The organism is Pedobacter alpinus (assembly GCF_042684645.1).
Lineage (GTDB): Bacteria > Bacteroidota > Bacteroidia > Sphingobacteriales > Sphingobacteriaceae > Pseudopedobacter > Pseudopedobacter alpinus.
Map to the genome: position 1 here is coordinate 28,442 of NZ_JBHULV010000051.1, position 18,816 is coordinate 47,257.

At 34.1% G+C, this 18,816-nt stretch carries 7 protein-coding genes; 1 reads left to right on the top strand and 6 read right to left on the bottom strand.

Going from position 1 to position 18,816, the window contains the following annotated elements:
• Positions 1 to 103: 103 nt before the first annotated feature.
• The 4 genes from ACFSSE_RS15015 to alaS form a co-directional block, all read right to left on the bottom strand.
• The gene (locus ACFSSE_RS15015) at positions 104 to 2,473 is read right to left on the bottom strand and encodes a glycoside hydrolase family 2 protein (RefSeq protein WP_379041649.1); all 2,370 of its coding nucleotides are present in this window, start codon (positions 2,471 to 2,473) and stop codon (positions 104 to 106) included.
• Between the two features lie 37 nt (positions 2,474 to 2,510).
• Positions 2,511 to 6,206 (bottom strand): DUF4450 domain-containing protein, encoded by a 3,696-nt coding sequence (locus ACFSSE_RS15020; protein ID WP_379041647.1) that lies wholly within the window; start codon positions 6,204 to 6,206, stop codon positions 2,511 to 2,513.
• A gap of 17 nt (positions 6,207 to 6,223) precedes the next feature.
• Positions 6,224 to 7,510: a BNR repeat-containing protein gene (locus ACFSSE_RS15025; protein WP_379041645.1), complete on the bottom strand. Its 1,287-nt coding sequence runs from the start codon at positions 7,508 to 7,510 to the stop codon at positions 6,224 to 6,226.
• Between the two features lie 1,387 nt (positions 7,511 to 8,897).
• Positions 8,898 to 11,567: an alanine--tRNA ligase gene (alaS, locus tag ACFSSE_RS15030; protein WP_379041643.1), complete on the bottom strand. Its 2,670-nt coding sequence runs from the start codon at positions 11,565 to 11,567 to the stop codon at positions 8,898 to 8,900.
• A gap of 253 nt (positions 11,568 to 11,820) precedes the next feature.
• Here alaS and ACFSSE_RS15035 point away from each other — a divergent pair, with 253 nt between their 5' ends.
• A complete protein-coding gene (locus tag ACFSSE_RS15035; protein ID WP_379041642.1) occupies positions 11,821 to 12,255 on the top strand; it encodes a YMGG-like glycine zipper-containing protein in 435 nt (144 codons plus the stop codon).
• Positions 12,256 to 12,596: 341 nt separating this feature from the next.
• On the opposite strand, the gene ACFSSE_RS15040 is transcribed toward ACFSSE_RS15035, so the two are convergent.
• Positions 12,597 to 14,075, bottom strand: coding sequence for a glutamate synthase subunit beta (locus ACFSSE_RS15040; protein ID WP_379041640.1), 1,479 nt, complete (start codon positions 14,073 to 14,075; stop codon positions 12,597 to 12,599).
• Position 14,076: 1 nt separating this feature from the next.
• Entirely contained in the window at positions 14,077 to 18,597 is a 4,521-nt protein-coding gene (gltB, locus tag ACFSSE_RS15045) for a glutamate synthase large subunit (RefSeq protein WP_379041638.1), read from the bottom strand.
• Between the last annotated feature and the right edge of the window lie 219 nt (positions 18,598 to 18,816).

An 18,816-nucleotide genomic window follows, 5' to 3' on the forward strand; every position in this document is an offset into this window, starting at 1 on the left:
GAGATTAATGATTTTTTTTTACAAAAAATGAATCTATTTCTATCTACTATGATTGTCTTTTGAAGTATAATTTTAAGACCTTGTGAATAATCTTCATGGTTTATTATTTACTACTTTTAAAAGATTTAATCATTAATTGTCCTTCTACTAATCCTTCTGATTTTGCAATAACTTTAATTTTGCCTGGCTTACTTCCAGCTTTTAATAAAATGGCTGCAATTCCCGCTTCTGCTTTAACTAATTTAGGCGCAACGTTTTCTGCATCTCCTTGTATTTCAAATTCAATGGCATTTGTTGCATCAGGTATTATGGTTCCATTTTCATCTAGGATCTCTGCGTAAACAAAAACTAAATCATTAACACCTGCTTTTATATTTTTACCGCTGTAATCTACTATTAAATTGATTTTAGATGGAGTTTTTGGCGTTGAAACCGAGTGTTTAATTACGGTTCCATCTATTTGATAAGCTACTGCAGATAATGTTCCAGCTTCAAAATTTTTAATCGAAAAAGTAAAAGGCGGATATGCCAGATTAGTTGAGTATTTGTCTGAATCGGCTTTTTGCTTTCCTAAAGATTTTCCGTTTAAAAAGAGTTCAACCTCTTTACAATTACTGTAAACTTTTACGGTTGAGTCGCCGATATTTTGCCAATAATTAGCAATAAAAACCATGGGCTTATTAAACTCGCTTTTGCTGTTTTTTTCAGGAATACTCTGACTTTGATAGAAATAAAAAGCAAATTTTGGGAGTCTTACGATATCCATAATTCCAGATGATTCAATATCATCTGCATAACCTCTTTTATAATCAAAAATTAACCAATTTGCATCTCCTATGGCCTTATTATAAAAATTATCATTATGAGACTCTTGATAATTTAAAGCCTGCTGCAACAACCTTTTTTGACCAAAAGCCCTTAACTGCCTAGATGTTTTTTCATCCTTCTTTAAGTTCTGATAATCCTTCTGATTAAAACCAGCATTACCAGCGTAATACTCCCAATCGCCATATTCGGCAATTAAAAACGGTTTGTCCTTTTTATAGTTTTTCCAGTAAACTGGATATTTCCCATGCTGACGGGCTGGTAAAAAAACATCATAAGCATCGTCTATCCAACCTGCAGAATAAGTATCATCGAAAGGTAATTCCTCATGTACAATTTCATGAGTTTTTTTCATGTAAGCCTTGCTCATCCCCGATTCGTTTAGCGATGCTTCCCACATAATAATTGAAGGATGATTTCTATCTCTACGCATCATATCACGAGTATCCTGATAGCTATTTTCTATGAAAGCTTCTTTACCCACAAATTGCCAACCTGGGATGGCATCCATCACTAAAATTCCTAACTCGTCACAAGCATCTAAAAAAGAATTTGCATGAGGATAATGAGAACTCCTTACAAAATTAAAACCCGCTTGCTTAATTTTATAAGCGTCTCTATACTGTGCATTATCTGATAAAGCATTACCTACATAAGGATATTCTTGATGTCGATTGGTTCCTCTAATGGTTATTTTCTCATCATTTAAAGTCAAAGAACCTGCTTCAATTTTTAAGCTTCTAATTCCAGTTTTTATTTCCTCCATATCAACCACTTTCCCTTTTTCTAAAACCTCCACTCTTAAAGTATAGAGATATGGATGAGTAGGCGACCATAATTGGGGATTTTGGATTTCTATAACTTGTGTAAAAGTCTCAAAATCTTTTTCTCTAATATCTAATGCAAGAGGAATACGATTAAAAGCAACCACTTTCCCTTTAGCATCTAATAATTTGGTTCTGATTGATGCAGTTCGCTCTCCTTCTCCTCCATTTTCTACTTCTGTTTGCACAGTCATTGTAGCTGACGATGAGCTTACATTTTTATAATGAACTAATAAACCTCCACCCGCTTTTCTGTTAGCTGCTACTGCATCAGAAATATGCAATTGTTTTTTTTTGATGAACCAAACGTTTCTATAAATACCGCTGTAATAGTTAAAATCTAAATCGGCAATGGGTTTTCCTGGAGGTATAATAGGATTATCACGATTATCTAATCGTACCAAAATCACATTCTCAGCTCCGTAATTAACTAATTTAGTAACGTCTACATAAAAAGGCAAATAACCTCCTTTATGATTTTGGATTTTTTGTCCGTTAATGTAAACATCAGCCTCTTGCATCGCCCCATCAAATTTTATAGCAATATGTTTTCCTTTATCAGATGCCGAAATCACGAAAAATTTACGATAAAAAGCGAAGCCTTGCCATTGCTGTTTCACCTTTTCTATCGGTTCAATATTAGCTGTATGCGGAATGCTGATTTTTTGCCAATTTACTGTGCTATTTCTGTTAAATAAATTTTGATTGATGATCGTATCAACATCTTTTACAAACTCCCAATCTTGATTAAAAAGTTGTGTTTGCGCAGAAGAGGCTTGAATAAATATTAAAGAAATAAAAAAGACAAAAATTGATTTAAACATATATGGGTAATTTGTTTTTTGTGATCTTAATATAAATTTATTCTCTAATTAATGTTACCGCCATTAAACCTATCACCACATCATTAGCAATTGTTTTTAGGGTAATTTTCTTTAATGATTTAGACAAATCAAGCGGAATATCAAAGACCGTTGCTGCACCACCTTTAATTTCTTTTCCGTTAAATTTCACTTTAGATTCCTCTCCCGAAACTATCAATCCTGTTTTTAAATGTATCCTTGGCGGGCGGGCTTGCTTTAATGAGAAAGCAAAACCATCGGTATAATAATCTTCCTCAATTGGCCACCAAGTTTCTGGATTTCTTAACGAGAGTTTATCCATTGTTCCATCCATGTATTCAACCATAACAATTCCATTTTCTAACTGACTTTGCATAGGGTTGGTAGAACCAGCCATTAATAAATAAGCATGTGAAGCTTTTCCTGATAAAGGAATACTAGCCTCTTTTGGATAATTATCCCATTGTGAAGTAAAGAGAATGTTCTTCTTATCTATGTTATTTGGAGTACTAAAACTGATGCCTTGAGGAATTGTAAAACGATTGGATGTTCCTGCTAAATTTCTTAAACCTGTATCATCAATTTCATGGGTTTCTAATGGATGCGGCCAGTCGCCTGTACCTTGCCAAGGTAATTGTAAGGTAGTAACTTGCGGACGAGGAGTTAAATATTGGTTCTTAAAAATTTGAGTGACTTTATCATTAAAAATATTTGATAAGTCTATTTGTTCTTGCTTTTTAATCGTTTTGATATTCCAATTTGTAAGTTTTTCTGAAATAACATTTCCATTAGGCAATTGCATTTTAAGGATGCTTGTCCCTGTAATTAAATCAGCCTGAGGGATGATAATTTCATTGGATATTTTCCCTGATGCTATTTCTAAATCGGTTTTAAATCCGTTAACGGAAACATTTATAATCTGATTTTGGCTAGTGTTATTTTGGATTTTAAAACTCTGTTGATTGATTTCTGCATCATCTGATTTCATTAAAGAAACTGCATTTTCAATCTTAAAACTATAAGGCATCCACCACATTAAATCACCTTGAGTTAGTTGAATAAAAACAGTATAATTTCCTCTTTCAGCGTTCAATTCTCCACTAAAACCATTATCAGTAATTTTAAATGTTTTAAAAGCTTCTTGTGGATCATACAATTTAAAAACTTGGGCTCCATTAATTTTTTCAGAAATAGAAGCACTCTTCTCATAGATTTTATCTTGCAAAACCATAGAAGGTTTCTCTCCGTCCCAAATGATGGAAATTTTATAATTATCTGCTGCTTCGCTATTTATTTCGATGATAGGATTACCTACCGAAGTCTCCATATTTTTCCATTTTGCACTTTTACCGTTAATCATTATAGATTTCACCTGACCTTGTGCAATCACTTGAAAATTTAGTTTTAGCTTGGTTGGGAATGTTGGAATGATTTGATAATTATCGATTTTACCCTGTCTTTTAAAATTAAAAGAAACATCGGGTGTTGAGAAAGAGGCATAATCCCAATTTGAAGGTAAACCAGGCTTAATAGTTACTATTTTATTAAAAGCATCAGGCTTAATGCCAAATAATCCTTCTACCAAAGCTCTAGAAAACATCCCTACTGGATCGGCGAAATCTCTATAAGCTTCTGCCCTAATGGCATCGTAATGAGAAATTTGAACAATCGCACCCGGACTGCCACCTAAATACATTGAGGCTAAAACCTCGCTTTTAAAAAGGTGAAATGCATCTTCATTTCTTCCTGCCTGCCAATTGGCTAAAATGGTGTGCATAGACTCGGCTAAAGCCACATTATTTAACGACCAAGTGTAAGGCATCCAATTGGTTGTAGATAAGGTGTAATAGTTATTATCAACCAATCCTTTAGCTTTAACCGGAATATGCGGAATTTCATGATCAATATATTTCATGCTTTGATAAGCTTGAAATGGATTCATCGTTTCCGAATCCATACTATGATAAATGGTCCATAAAGCAGCAGAAGGATGAATCAACTGGTTTCCTAAAGCATCTTTGAATTCTGCATAGGCACCTTTTTCCTTCATCCACAATATGGAATTCATGGCGTTTAAAATCTTATCTGCTTCCTTTTGATAAGGAGTTGCATCCTCACCCAATATCAAAGCAATTTCTGCTGCTTTTTTATAAGCGAAATAGTTATACGCTGAGGTATGAGCAACTCCGCCCCCACTGTATTGAAGCGCATCACTAGCCCAAATTGCTGCATATGCATCGTATAAACCGTCTCTGTCTACATCAAAATTTCTGGTTTCCCATGCTAAATGGTCTTTTAAAACTGGCCATGTTTCCTTCAAAAAGGTTAAATCTCCATTCCATTGATAATGTCTTAACAAGATATCGATATATACCAAATTCATATCGTAATGATGCGCTCTTAAAGATTTCCCCATCGGGTCTCTACTAATGTAGCCTTTAGTAAACATTCCCACACCTAGCTTTTCTAAACTTCTAGAAAAGTGGGAAGTAGAATCTGGAGTTATCACACCAACTTCAGGAGTTTTGACTTGAGACAAAGCATAACTTTGCAAATGAGTTTTGGCTCTATCATGCCAACCCAAAGCATCAGCCATGTAAGCACCTCGCCAGCCATTCAATCGCATTCTCCAACCAATTGCACCATGCAGGTAAGATGGTGTTTCCCAGTTGGCATCTGCAGCTATGGCTAAAGAGCCTCCTATGGTGTTGATAAATGGATCAGGAGTATTGATTTTTATTTTATCAGCAATCTGCTTTCGAGCTTCTTCGGCTTTTTGAAAAACTTCGGTGGAAGCCTGATTATTAAAGTTTGATTTTGAATCGGGTTTGTAAATAATGAAATAATAATCCTGATTTGATTCAATTTTAAGCTTTCCAGCTAAAGCTGGAGTTTTAGAAACCTGAGAATTGTAATATATAATAGGCTCGCTTAATGTAGTAGCATCAACAATTTTTAATTCGGTTGATGAGGGAAAAACTCCTTTTAAAATTTGTTCTTTACTTAGCTGAGATTGCTGTCTTAAATCCTCTGTAAAATATCTTCCATCTTGTCCAACCTGCAATCCTACTCCATATTTTATAGTAAAGTTTGCTTTATTAAGCAGATAAAGATTATCGATACAGTTCTCTGGTTTTAAAAAGAAATTTGAAGCAGGATCTGGCCCCATATCTCCATCTCTAGAGAATTTTTTACCCGTTGCTCCGCCAAATGCAGTTATTAAATTTAAAGACTTACTTAGGTTTTTAGCCGAAACTTTAAGGATAAACCCTTCTGCATCTGTTAAAGCTAAAATATTTAAAGAAAGTATTCCGCTACCTAAAATTGGGTCTGTAACTTGATATAATCTAGCTCCCGCTCTATATCTGGCTTCCACATTTTTAGCATCGTTTAACCAAATATTAGCGCCATTTCTTTCTATACCTAGCTTAAAATTGCCTCCCATGCCGGGCATATATAATGCAAATTCAGGTTTATCACCTGTTTCTACCCTAAAAGCTGTATTGGTTCCATACAATGCTCTAGTAAAAAGGCGGTTACCGTTAGTAATTACAAAATCTTCTCCATCAGGCTTGTACCTTAATTCCCTTTCTTGGTTATGCCATAGTTGTTTGTTAAATGTGTTTTGTGCTGATGCTGCGCTAGAGATGAATAGCAAAGCTGTTCCAAAAATAACTTTAGAAACTAATAACCTATGTTTAAGAATAAATTTCATTTACGAATTATTTATGCTTATCTACTCAGCTTTATACCAATAATCTTTACCATTTGAGCAGGTAAATTTTCGGTTTTCTCACCATCTCCTTGCCCTGTTTTTTGCACAAACAGGTTAAGTTTCTTTTTCTTTTGCCAAAGTTCAGTATCATAAGACGGTTCCCATTGCCCAACATCATCATTATTTACATCTGTAATATTCCAAACTTCACTATCAATATTGCTATTAGTCGCAATTGAAATTTTACTTCCTCGCTCTTCATCCCTAAATATTACTGAAACCGTCTTTTTGTCTACTACTACCTGAGGTCTAGAAATAGGTATTCTCTTAGTGCCAACGCCACTTAATGAGAAAGGTGTTATTCTACTAGAAACCTGTTGAACTTTCCATTCATTATCATTTAAATAAATGAGTTGATATTGTGGAATAGTAGAATTTTGAGTTCTCCAATAAGTAGCGATGTAAGGATTTCCTTTATCATCAGTAGTCATTGAAGTAGAGTTTATCAATTCGCTTTTTTGAGGAATAATTAGAATTGGTTTTGTATTAGAAATGTTCATTGGGATAGTGTAATTATCATTTTTAGACGACAACCAAGTTTTACCTCCGTCTAAAGATTTAGCATAACTCATATCATGATTGGTTGCTACATCACTTTTTTCTCGCCATACCCAACTCAAATGAAAAACACCCGATTTATCAATACAGGCTTGCCAATATGCATTCCGTTTCCCTTGTCCATCTATCAAATTATCATGAATACGAAACCATTTCTTCGTTTTAGTTTCGTATCGATTTAAAACCAAATTTCCTTTACCTGAAGCGCCTTCTCTGTATAAGAAAATTAAATCGCCACCTTTAATTTTATAAAATTCTGGATAAGTTACTTGGGTCTCATTTTTACCAATCATAGGTGTTTCAGGCCCTAATTCTAAAGAGTAAGGCGCAATACTTTTTGCATATCTTAACTTGCTAGCATGATGGTCCCATGAAACATGTAAAAAGCCATCTCCATCGATTATAATACTAATAGAATTATGAGCATCTTTATAATTTCCCTTGTATTGAGTTTTTTTAATTTCCCATGTGTTACTATTTAAAAATCTTTTAGCTAAAACAACATTTCCAGCCGAATCATAAAAAGAAGTAAATTGATTTTTTTTATAAGTAATTACGGAGTTCCTCCTAAAAACAACTGTGTTTACACTATTACCAGCCCAGGCTAAACTTACATTTGATATTTCTTGTGAAAAGATAAAGGAAGCATTTGAAAGCATTAAAATAAATAAACTTAAAAATTTCATTATTTAATAAATTTTTAATTTTGAATACACCTTAAAAGTAATTACTACTACAAAAACGAATATTGTTTCAACTTGACTATATCTCTTATTTCTAATTCTCTTTCCTAATCAAAAAAACCTATTACACTTTTTCCTTTTTATTAAAAAAAGCACCTAAATATAAGATAATGCTTACTCCCAAACTATTAATCAATTTTACCTAAAACTAATAGGGCAACTATTTACAATTACTTTTTTTCTTGAATCTAAAAAGCACTTTTTTAAATTAAACGGTCTTATTTTTTCAAACACTGTTTTTATAAAAAAACTAAGTCTCAAGAACTCCATTAATAAAAATATGCTCACATAATAGACCTATTAATTTCAGCATTAGAAAGATGTTAAGTTGATTAGATAAATGAACTGAAATTCACTAAAATAAACTATTAATACATCAAAATAGTTGGCTTAAAACTAAAATATAATTGGATAATTCAAAAATGACAATAATTAAAACAGAATTCATCCTGCCTCATCCTGATGATAAAAGCATAGCTGAAAAATTAAAGAAAGAATTAAAAGTTTTTTCCTACAGAATTATGAGCTATTTATCCCCCTAAAGTAAGATTCTATCTTCACCTCTTAACCCAACTTGTTTGTTTTAAGTAGTGTCCAGAAATTTATATTTAGAATCACTATCAACCGACAAAAACAGAAAGTCAGCACATAAAATTGCCCTAACGCTGTTAATTCCGAGTATTTTTCTGAGGCCGTTAAAATCTACCTCCCTATGTTTAAAGCAATTTAGGGGCCAGCTAAATAATCTGGGATTGGGCGAAAAGTTTTTCCAATTTAAAGAGGAAGAATTTGACATCAATTACCCCTATGAGATTAGCTTTAAAGAGTTTTATTTTGGAGTTAAACTATTTGTGTTATGTTGATGGATAAGGTTAGGATGGTTTCCTCATGGCAATTAATGCTTTGGCAGCGGTGTTGAAATCATCTAATTTCAGTTCTGTCAACTAAAAAAAACCGTTTAAGCAATACTTTATTTTTGTGACTGCCCCATTAATTTACTGATAACGCTGGTTAAGTTTCTGATTTAATTGACCAAAAAATCATTCATTTCAGTAAAAGTTGGTATCATTCAAAGTACTGCGGTGCGGGGTGTAGGATAGTCGAAAATGATTAAGCTTATCTCCATAAGCCGTTATACTTGGTTCTACGATATGTACTTTTAATATAAAGCTGAATAGTTAATGAACAGTTTACTTACTCGCTTTATTAATGCTGTTTGTTTATCTCAAAAGCAAATTTAAGCTTAAATTTATCCTCAAGAACAAGGATTATTACAAAAAAGTCAGCCTTTTTAGAAGACTGACTTTAATTACAATAAGTAATCAAATACCTAAACTATAAAACTTTTAGCTTTAGTTAAAGCAGCTATTAAACCTTCAACATTTTTTCCTCCGGCTGTCGCAAAAAACGGCTGACCGCCACCACCTCCTTGTATTTCTTTAGCTAGCTCACGTACAATATTTCCAGCATTCATTCCTTTCTCTTTGATGAGGTTTTCAGAAATCATTACGGTTAATAATGGTTTATCGTCTATGTTAGCAGCTAAAACTACATATAGATTTTCAACTACATCCTTAAGTTGGTAGGCTACATTTTTAATGGCTTCTGCATTTGGTAATGCTACCATTTCGGCAATAAAATTAATACCATTAATATTTTCTACTTTAGCTTTCAACTCGTCTTTTAAGCCAGATGCTTTTGCCAAAACGGCTTTTTCTACTTCTTTTTTAAGCTTATTATTTTCTTCCACTAAAGCTTCAACAGTTTTAGCTAAATCGGTAGGTTTTTTTAAGATTTCTTTTAAGCTTTTCAGTAATTCATCCTGTTCATTGATGAATGTTTCTGCTTTGATAGCCGTAATGGCTTCAATTCTACGAACACCGGCCGCAACAGCACTTTCAGATACAATTTTAAAATAACCAATTTGACCAGTTGTAGGAACATGAGTTCCTCCACAAAGTTCTTTTGAATAACCATCCTGAAATGTAATTACCCTTACAAAATCACCGTATTTTTCGCCGAATAAAGCCGTTACGCCACTATCTAAAGCCTGCTGATAAGGCACATTTCTTTCTTCTTTAAGTGCAATATTTTCTCTTATTTTTTCGTTAACGATGCCTTCAATTTTTTTCAATTCTTCATCAGTTACTTTAGAGAAATGAGAGAAATCAAAACGTAAAACATTTTCGTTAACTAAACTTCCTTTTTGATTGACATGCGAGCCTAAAACCATTTTTAAAGCAGCATGTAAAAGATGTGTTGCCGAGTGGTTGTTCTCTGTTAGCATTCTTTTCTGACTATCAACTCTGGCGACAAAATTAGCTTCTAAATTCTTTGGCAAAGCATCTACAAAATGAATAAATAAGCCGTTTTCTTTTTTGGTATCAGTAATTTTAATTTCTTCACCCTCTCCTATCAATAAACCTGCATCTCCAACCTGACCACCACTTTCTGCATAAAAAGGTGTACGATCTAATACCAATTGATATTGTTCTTTTCCTTTTGCAGTTACCTTACGATATTTTAAAATATGGGCATGAATTTCTAAATCATCATAACCTACAAATTCTACTTCATCGCCTACAGTAACTTTGATCCAATCTTCTGTATCAACTGCGGTGGCAGCTCTTGAACGTTCTTTTTGTTTTTGGAGCTCGGTTTCGAAACCTTGCATATCAACTTCTAAACCTTTTTCACGAGCCATTAATTCTGTTAAATCTATCGGAAAGCCGAAAGTATCGTAAAGCTCAAAAGCAAAATTTCCAGAAACTGTATCTGTTAGTCTTTCATCTATTGAAATCGCTTTTTCATTCTCAAAATGATGAACCCCTGTGAATCCATCTGTTATTATTCCTTCAAATCTTGAAATCCCCTTTTCTAAAGTCCTTAAAAAGCTGTTCTCCTCTTCCAATACTACTTTCTGTACAAAATCTTTCTGACTATACAATTCATCAAAAACACCTTTAAACTGATCGGCTAATAATGGCACTAATTGATTTAAAAATGGTTCTTTCAGGTTTAAGTATTGATAAGCATATCTAACTGCTCTTCTCAAAATCCTACGGATGACATAACCAGCTTTATTATTTGATGGTAATTGTCCGTCGGCAATAGCAAAAGCAATGGCTCTAATATGGTCAGACATTACACGCATGGCAATGTCGGTTTTCTCTTCTTTTCCGTACGCAATTCCACTTTTTTCAGCAATGAATTGAATCATTGGTTGGAAAACATCGGTATCGTAATTTGAGGTTTTATTTTGAATAACACGCACCAAACGCTCAAAACCCATTCCGGTATCCACATGTTGTGCTGGTAAAGTTTTTAAGCTTCCGTCTTTTAATCGGTTAAACTGCATAAATACATTATTCCAGATTTCAATTACTTGAGGATGGTCTGCGTTTACCAAGGTAGCGCCTTCAATTTGAGATCTCTCTTCATCAGGGCGACTGTCAAAATGAATTTCTGAACATGGCCCACATGGACCAGTTTCGCCCATTTCCCAAAAATTATCCTTTTTATTTCCTAAAAGTATTTTGTCTTCATCAACAAATTGTTTCCAGAAATCAAAAGCTTCTTGGTCTTTTGGTAAACCTTCTTTATCATCACCTTCAAAAATGGTTACATATAACCTATTTTTTGGTAGTTGATAAACAGCAGTCAGTAATTCCCAACTCCAGGCAATAGCATCTTTTTTAAAATAATCACCAAAACTCCAATTACCTAACATCTCAAACATGGTATGGTGGTAAGTATCAATACCAACTTCTTCTAAATCGTTATGCTTGCCAGAAACACGTAAACAACGTTGTGTATCCGCAACTCTTAAGTACTTAATAGTTGCTTCACCTAAAAACAAGTCTTTAAATTGGTTCATCCCGGCATTGGTAAACATCAATGTTGGGTCGTTTTTTACAACTATAGGGGCCGATGAAACAATTTGATGTTCTTTACTTTTGAAAAAATCTAAAAATTGTTGACGAATTTGTTGTGCGGTCATACTCATAAGCTGCAAATATAATGAGATTAAGCAGTTTAAAAGGATGATTTTCACTTAATCTTTAAAAATATTTACCTCATAAATCTTCATTTTTAATGTAAATTAATGTCCTAGATAATAAAAATGCACTAAATAGAGTACATTAATGCAATACTAAATATGAACAAATCAACCTATAAATGTATTATTTGGGATTACTTAATTTTGGCATCATACTTACATAGTGGCTATTGTAGTATATAAATTTAGAATCATGAAAAAGTTATTAGGAATAGTTATAATAGCAGCAAGTTTAGCCGCTTGTAACAACAAATACAAAGCAAGTTCTGAAGAAAGGGCAGATTCAATTAAAATGATGAAAGACAGTTTAACTCTTGATAGTTTTAAAAGAGTAGAAACTGCCAAATTAGAAGCAGAAAAAGAGCAGCAAGAAGCCGCGGCAATAGCTGCAAGTAAGCCTGCTGTAGTTAATAACTATAATACAACAACTACACAAGCAGAGCCACAGAAAAAAGGTTGGAGTTCTGCTGCTAAAGGTGCAGTTATTGGTGGCGCAGCTGGTGCAGTTGGTGGTGCTTTGATAGATAAGAAATCAGGTAGAGGTGCAGTAATAGGTGGTGCAGCTGGTGCAGGTGCTGGTTACTTAATTGGAAGAGATAAAGATAAAAAAACTGGTAGAGCTCAATAAGTTAACACTCATAAACTCAATCATATATTAAATCCTCGGTTTTTTAATTCAAACCGAGGATTTTTTTATACATCTTCACAGAGATTTTTAAGTCGATAATCTTAAATATATATTATATGAAAGTATTTTTTAGGTTAATTAACCGCGTAAATAAATCTATATTACCAAGCTTATACAAAAGAGACCCAAGCAAATTATCGAAATTTGAGAAATTAATTACTTGGTTTAGATATTGGGTTTTATTAAAAAGCTTAGACTGATTATTAAACTATGAAATTGATTAAAATAAAAAAGGCTATCTCAATTTCTTGAGATAGCCTTTTTGTATCAATAGTATTTTATTAAAATGCGTTATCAAAAACGTTAATGGCATCTTTACTTTCTAAAGATGAGTATCCCATTAAGTATTCATCAACTTTACGAGCTGCCTCTCTACCTTCTGAAATTGCCCAAACAACTAAAGATTGTCCTCTACGCATATCTCCTGCAGCAAAAACTTTATCAACGCTAGTTTTGTAATTCCCTTCTGTAGCGTCAACATTTTTTCGTCCATCAAGCTTTACACCTAATTGCTCCAGCATTCCTTCATATTGAGGATTTAAGAAACCCATTGCTAAGAAAACTCTTTCGCAAGGAATTGTTTTTTCAGTTCCTTCAATTCCAGTAAACTTAGTTGGACGCCCTAAAAAGTCTGTCTCCCACTCTACTTCACTAATTTTTAATCCTATTAAATTACCATCAGCATCACCAATAAATTCTTTTGTATTGATGGCCCAAAAACGTTCGCAACCTTCTTCGTGAGAGCTTGTAGTTTTTAACAACATTGGATATTGCGGCCAAGGCATATTAATGGTTCTTTCTTTTGGTGGTTGAAACATCAATTCAAACTGTGTTACAGATTTTGCACCTTGTCTATTTGAAGTACCTACACAATCAGAACCTGTATCGCCACCACCAATAACTACAACATTTTTGCCTTTCGCAGAAATTTCTTCTTCATTAACAGCAACGCTTGCAACTTTTTTGTTTGATTGTTTTAAAAATTCCATAGCGTAATAAACACCTTTAAACTGGCGACCAGGAATTGGTAAATCACGAGGAACTGTAGAGCCACCTGCTAAAACAACAGCATCGAAATTAGCTACTAGTTCATTAGCACTAATGTCTTTACCAACTTCAGTATTAAACTTAAAGTTGATACCGCTTTCTTTCATCACGTTAATTCTACGCTCAACAACAGCTTTATCTAATTTAAAATCTGGAATCCCATATCTTAATAAACCACCAGCATAATCATCTCTTTCAAAAACAGTAACTATATGCCCAACTTTATTTAATTGTGCAGCTGCTGCCATACCTGCCGGGCCAGAACCCACAATAGCTACAGATTTACCTGATTTTAAAATTGGTTGGTAAGGCTTAACAAAACCTTTTTCGTAAGCAATTTCGATAATATGTTTTTCTATTTCTTCTATGGCAACCGCAGGTTTGTTAATCCCCAAAACACATGCAGCTTCGCAAGGTGCAGGGCAAATTCTGCCTGTAAACTCCGGAAAGTTATTTGTAGAACTTAAAATTTTATAAGCTTCTTGCCAGTTTTCTTTATAAACAGCATCATTAAATTCTGGTATAACATTACCAAGCGGGCAACCATTATGACAAAACGGAATTCCACAGTTCATACATCTTGCAGACTGTTGGTTCAGTTTTTCATCTGAATACATGCCTACAAATTCATTATAATTTTTTACTCTATCTTGAGCAGGTACTTTTTCTGGAAGTTCTCTTCCGTACTCCTTAAATCCTGTTATTTTTCCCATTTTAATAAATTGATTCTAATTGCTGTTTCTGAGCCAATACTTTTTTAAACTCTTTTGGAAACACTTTTATGAACTTAGAAGACTCATCTTTCCAATTATCTACTAAGCGTTTAGCTAAAGAACTTTGTGTTAATTGGTAGTGTTTGCGTAATAACTTAATAATTAATTCTTCGTCTTTAGGATTTAAAGGATCTAAATCAACCATTTCTAAATTACAGTTATCTGCAAATTCGCCATCAATATCATAAATTAAAGCAATACCTCCGCTCATTCCAGCAGCAAAGTTTCTACCTGTTTTACCAATAATTAATGCAATACCACCTGTCATATATTCACAACCATGGTCTCCAACTCCTTCAACAACAGCGGTTGCTCCAGAGTTTCTTACTGCAAAACGTTCTCCTGCTTGCCCTCTTATAAACAACTCTCCAGATGTTGCACCGTATAAAATTACGTTACCAACAATAATATTATCCTCTGGCACAAAAGAGCTCTCTTTTGATGGGTAAACAGCTAACTGTGCTCCTGACAATCCTTTCCCTACATAGTCATTTCCTTCTCCTTCTAATTCAAAAGAAATACCTTTTGCTGCAAAAGCACCAAAACTTTGACCTGCAGAACCTATAAATTTATAGTTAATGGTATTGTCTGGTAAGCCAGCAGAACCGTAAATTTTAGCAATCTCGTTTGATAAAAGGGTACCAACTGTTCTGTCTGTATTCTTGATTGGGAATTCGCCAAAAACTGGAGTTCTACTTTCTAAAGCAATTTTAGCTGCCTCAAATAATTTCCAATCAATGATATTATCCATTCCATGATCTTGAGATTCGCTATTATATAATGTCATTCCTTTTGGATATTCCATAGGGTGTAACATTGCAGAAAAATCTAATTTTTTAGCTTTCCAATGCGTAATATCTTCTCTCATTTTCAAGAATTGAACTCTTCCAACCATTTCATTAATGGTTTTAAAACCTAGTTCGGCCATTATTTCTCTCAATTCATGCGCCATGAATTGGAAAAGATTAACCACGTGTTCTGGCTTACCACTAAAAAGTTTTCTTAATTCAGGGTCTTGAGTTGCAACACCTACAGGGCAAGTATTTAAATGACATTTACGCATCATAATACAACCTCCTGCAACTAAAGCTGCTGTAGCTACACCCCATTCTTCGGCACCTAATAAAGCTGCAATAGCTAAATCTCTACCCGTTTTTAATTGTCCGTCGGCTTGTAAAACAACCCTACTTCTTAATTTATTTTTAACTAAAGTTTGATGCGCTTCTGCTAAACCAAGTTCCCAAGGTAAACCAGCATGTTTTACAGAACTTATTGGCGAAGCACCTGTACCACCATCGTAACCTGCAATTAAAATTACATCGGCATGTGCTTTAGCAACACCTGCAGCAATGGTACCTACACCAGCTTTAGAAACCAATTTAACGTTAATTCTTGCTGCTCTATTGGCATTTTTTAAATCGAAAATAAGCTGAGCTAAATCTTCAATAGAATAAATATCATGGTGAGGTGGAGGAGAAATTAATCCTACACCAGGTGTTGAGTGACGAGTTTTTGCAATCCAATCATCTACTTTATCGCCGGGTAATTGGCCACCTTCTCCTGGTTTTGCACCCTGAGCCATTTTAATCTGTAACTCATCTGCATTGGTTAAATAATTGATGGTAACACCAAATCTACCAGATGCAACTTGTTTAATGGCAGAACGCATGGAATCTCCGTTCTCCATTGGTTTGTAACGCATCTCATCTTCACCACCTTCTCCAGTATTGCTTTTAGCACCAATACGGTTCATAGCAATAGCTAAGGTACTGTGTGCCTCGTGAGATACAGATCCAAAAGACATAGCACCTGTAGCAAAACGCTTCATGATGTTTTCTGCTGGTTCTACTTCATCAATACTTATTGGCTCACGGTGTTTTGCAAAATCAAGCAATCCACGTAAAGTGTACATTTTATCTTTTTGATCATTTACTGCACTTGCATACTTTTTATAGGTTTCGTAATCACCTGTTTTAGTTGCATGTTGTAACAAATGAACTGTTGTTGGGTTAAATAAATGAGCTTCTCCCCTACGTTTCCATTGGTAAAAACCACCTTCTGGCAGTAATTGCTCTGCATCACCTTTAAAACCGTTAATATGTTTAGACAAAGCTTCGCGAGCAATTTCATCTAAACCCAAACCGCTTATGCGGCTAATTCCTCCACAAAAATATTTATCTACAACTTCCTTGTTTAAACCTAATATCTCAAAAACTTGCGAGCCATGGTATGATTGTAAAGTTGAGATTCCCATTTTAGAGAAAATCTTTAACAAACCATCACAAACAGATTTTACATAGTTTTTAACTAAAACAGTTTCTTCTAAAGGAGTGTCGTATTTATCGTCAGCTTTAATAGCTGAGATTGATGCTATAGCTAAATAAGGATTAATGGCCGTTGCACCAAAAGCCAATAAACAAGCAAAATGATGAACTTCCCAAACATCTCCAGCTTCAACAACTAAACCAACAGCACCTCTTAAACCTTTCTTAATTAAGAAATGGTGCACTGCTGAAACAGCTAATAAAGACGGTATTGGAGCATGTTCAGAATCTATCGCTCTATCAGATAAAATTAAAACTTCAAAACCATCATTTACAGCGTCTTCTGCATAACGGCAAAGTCTGTCAATTCCTCTTTCTAAAGAGCCTTCTAAACCATCGGCTTTAAAGTAAGTTTGTAAGGTTTTAGCGTTAAATAAACCTGTATCAATACTTCTTAATTTTTCAAGTTCGCTATCTTTTAAAATAGGTTGTTTTAAGGTAACGCAATGGCAGTGCATTTTATCTTCATCTAAAATATTACCATTATTCCCTATAAAAGTAGCTAAACTCATTACCAAACGCTCTCTAATTGGATCTATTGGTGGGTTAGTTACTTGGGCAAAAAACTGTTTAAAGTAACTTGATAAATGTTGAGGACGATCTGATAAAACTGCCAAAGGAACATCAGTACCCATTGAGCCAATTGGCTCTTTGCCATCTAAAGCCATAGGCTTAATAATGGTATCTATATCCTCGCGACTGTAACCAAAAACTTTTTGGTAACGATAAACAGATTCTTTAGACATGTTAGTAAAAGAAACCCTTGGCTCAGGTAACTCTTCTAATCTAATTTTATAATTATCTATCCAAGTGCCATAAGGTTGGCGACTTGCAATCTGAGTTTTAATTTCATCATCGGTGATGATTTTGCCGTTTTCTGTATCAATTAAGAACATTTTACCTGGCTGCAATCTTCCTTTTCTAAGAATTGTTTTCTCATCTAAAGCAATTACACCCGCTTCTGATGCTACAATAACGGTGTCTTCATTGGTAATGGCATATCTTAAAGGACGTAAACCATTTCTATCTAAAATAGAACCTATTAATTTACCATCTGTAAAAGTTAGAGCTGCTGGGCCATCCCAAGGTTCCATAATTGTTGCATGAAACTCGTAAAAAGCTTTTTTCAACGGGTCCATTGCTTCATTGCCATCCCAAGCTTCTGGAACCAACATCATCATTACATGTGGTAATGAGCGCCCCGAGTGCATTAAGATTTCAACTATATTGTCTAAACAAGCAGAGTCTGATTGGTTATTATCAATAACTGGCAATAAAATTTCCATCTCTTCTTGTGTAAAGAATGGAGAAACTAAAGACCTTACACCTGCATAAAACCAGTTTAAATTACCTGTTAAAGTATTAATCTCGCCATTGTGAGACATACATCTAAAAGGTTGTGCTAGTTTCCAAGATGGAAAAGTATTGGTAGAAAAACGAGAGTGAATCATCCCGAAAGCTGAAACCACTCGCTCATCTTGTAAATCTTGATAATACTGACGAACTTGATAAGTTGTTAACTGACCTTTGTAAACAATTACTCTTGAAGAGAGAGAAGTGAAATAAAACTCGCCAATATCTGTACCTACTTTTTCTGCAAGTGTTTTACTTATTAATCTTCTTAAAACATAAAGCTTTCTTTCAAAATCATCGTTATTGGTGATATGATTTGGTTTACCAATAAAAATTTGTCTTACAAGAGGCTCTACTGATCTTGCTGTTTCACCAACAACATGAGAGTTTACTGGCACTTTTCTGTAACCTAAAACAGGAAGTCCCATTTTGGCTGCACAAGCTTCAATAATTTTCCTTAATGCTTTTCTGTCATGATTATCTTTGGGAAGAAACATCATCCCTACCCCGTAATTTCCTGGTTCTTTTAAATCTATAGCTTGAGCCATACACTCATCAAGAAAAAATTCGTGTGGTATTTGTATCATTATACCTGCTCCGTCTCCACTATCCGGGTCGCATCCACACGCTCCTCTATGCTCCATATTTTCCAGCATAGTAAGTGCATCAACAATGATATGATGAGACTTTTTTCCATTAATGTTTGTGATAAATCCTGTACCACATGCATCATGTTCAAACTTAGCGTCGTATAATCCTTGTTGAGTTTGATCTGGTTGATTCATTAAATTCTATTTTTAGTTCGGTTTGGAGTTCAAAATATGAATTTTTTTTCGGATATAGTAAATCGGCATTTCTTTTATGAAAAATATAAGAAATGAATACCGAAATGCTTTGCATATTAACAAAAACACAATTTTAACGCCAAATTTTTTAAAAAATCAAAATTAAATATCATTTGTTTTATGCAAGCATAATTATTATTGCCAATACTTTTAAGGCTT